Raw genomic sequence first — 2316 nt, 5'->3', positions numbered from 1 at the left:
TGTTAGCAGCATATAACATCATGTTGTCCAAATATACAGGTCAAGAGGATATTGTGGTAGGGACTGCAGCGGCAGGACGAACTCATGCAGATGTGGAGCAAACCGTAGGTATGTTTATTAATACGCTAGCATTACGTCATTATCCGACCAAAGAGAAACCATTTAATCAATTTTTGGAAGAAGTAAAGGAACATGTTCTTCAAGCAAATGAGCATCAGAACTACCCATTCGAACAACTGGTTGAGCAGCTTGTAGTACGGCGCGATACAGCGAGAAATCCACTTTTTGATACGATGTTTGCGCTTCAAAACGTCGATATTCCTGAGTTTAAGTTAGGCCAAGTTACAGTCAAACCATATAGAGTAGATCATCGGGTTGCTAAATTTGATCTTCTCTGGGAATCAGTAGAAGAGCAAGATGGTGCGATTAAATGTAACGTGGAATACAGTACATCTTTATATAAAAAAGAAACGATAGAACGTTTGTCTGGACATTTCGTGCAGATCTTAAGGAACGTTGTAGAGCAAGAACAAGTTCGATTATGTAATATTGAAATGGTTACAGAAGAGGAAAAAGAACTGCTAGTACATGGGTTTAACCAGACAAGAGCGAGTTATCCATCTTATTTAACCATACATCAGTTATTCGAGGAACAGGCTCAAAAAGTACCAGAGAACATTGCTGTTGTAGCGGAAGACCGTCAGTTGACATACCGTCAGTTAAATGAGAATGCTAACCAATTAGCAAGAGTCTTAAGGTCTCATGGTGTTAAGCAAGATGTTATTGTTGCGCTTATACTAGATCGATCGGTTGAAACGATTATTAGTATATTAGCGGTTCTTAAGGCCGGAGGAACTTACCTTCCTATCGATCCAGACTACCCTTCGGAAAGAATAGAATACATATTCGAAGACAGTAAGGCTCCATTTCTTATCACAACAGATGAATATGCTGTTACTACATTTAGTGGAATGACATTTAATCTTACAGAAGAACTGGATGTTATACAGGCCAAAGAGGAGATATCTAATTTAGATAATATAAATAGCCCGCAAGATGCTGCATACATCATCTACACTTCAGGTACTACAGGTTTACCTAAAGGGGTTATTATCGAACACAAAAATGTCATTCGCTTATTTATTAATGATGAAATGAAATTTGACTTTAATGCTAATGATGTATGGACAATGTTCCACTCGTACTGCTTTGACTTTTCTGTATGGGAGATGTACGGTGCCTTACTGTATGGGGGGAAGCTTGTTGTCGTACCGAAGTTTATTGCTCAATCCCCGGAGGCGTTGACTGATTTACTACTAGAAGAGAAAGTAACAATTTTAAATCAAACACCGACTGCATTTTATGCTCTTATGCAGGAGGAGAGCAACTTCATCAAAAATGATTTAGCACTACGCTATATAATTTTTGGGGGCGAAACACTGAGTCCAAAGAAATTATATAAAGTGAAAAAAGAATATCCGCATATAAAATTTATCAATATGTATGGGATCACAGAGGTAACTGTTCATGCGACCTATAAGGAAGTAACTGCGGAGGATATTGAAGGTGAGAAAAGTAATATCGGTTATCCTATTCCCACAACTGCAATTTATATACTCGATGAACAACAAAGATCAGTCCCTGTAGGTGTTATTGGTGAACTTTTTGTTGGTGGAAAAGGAATTGCTCGCGGTTATTTGAATCGTAAAGAGCTTACGAGAAACAGATTTATTACGAATCCGTTTAAACCTGAGGAGAAAATGTACCGGAGTGGAGACTTGGCTCGGTGGTTACCGGATGGAACTCTTGAATATATGGGACGGATAGATCATCAGGTGAAGATTCGGGGATACCGGATTGAATGTGGTGAGATCGAAGCGCAGTTGTTGAAGCATGAGTCAGTTAACGAAACGTTGGTGATAGCACGAGAGTCGGAGGATGGCAGCAAGTATCTGTGTGCTTATATCGTTAGTGAGACTGCCGTGGATGTAACCGAATTAAGAAGGTATTTGGAGAAACGCCTACCGAGTTATATGGTACCAGCCTACTTTATCCAGGTAGAGAGAATGCCGCTCACTTCCAACGGAAAAGTAGACCGGAAAGCTTTGCCGTTACCAGAAGAAGGTTGGATGCGAGGCAATGAATATATTGCCCCTCAAGGAGTAATGGAAGAGCAGCTTGCAGAGATCTGGAAAGAAGTACTGGGTATTGAGCAAGTCGGCCGAGCAGATAATTTTTTTGAGCTAGGTGGTCACTCATTAAAAGCGACTCGTCTAATAGCACAGGTGAAAAAAAGCTTACAAGTAGAGCTTGCAA

The 2316-nt window shown here is 40.0% G+C and carries 1 protein-coding gene; it reads left to right on the top strand.

Going from position 1 to position 2316, the window contains the following annotated elements; translation table 11 throughout:
• Positions 1 to 20: 20 nt before the first annotated feature.
• Positions 21 to 2316, top strand: a 2296-nt coding sequence (locus A3844_RS31590) for a non-ribosomal peptide synthetase (protein ID WP_244169909.1), incomplete at its 3' end; no start/stop codon positions are given.

It is taken from the genome of Paenibacillus helianthi, from assembly GCF_001909055.1.
Classification (GTDB): domain Bacteria; phylum Bacillota; class Bacilli; order Paenibacillales; family Paenibacillaceae; genus Paenibacillus_AQ; species Paenibacillus_AQ helianthi.
This window is presented reverse-complemented; position numbering and strand designations above follow the sequence as displayed.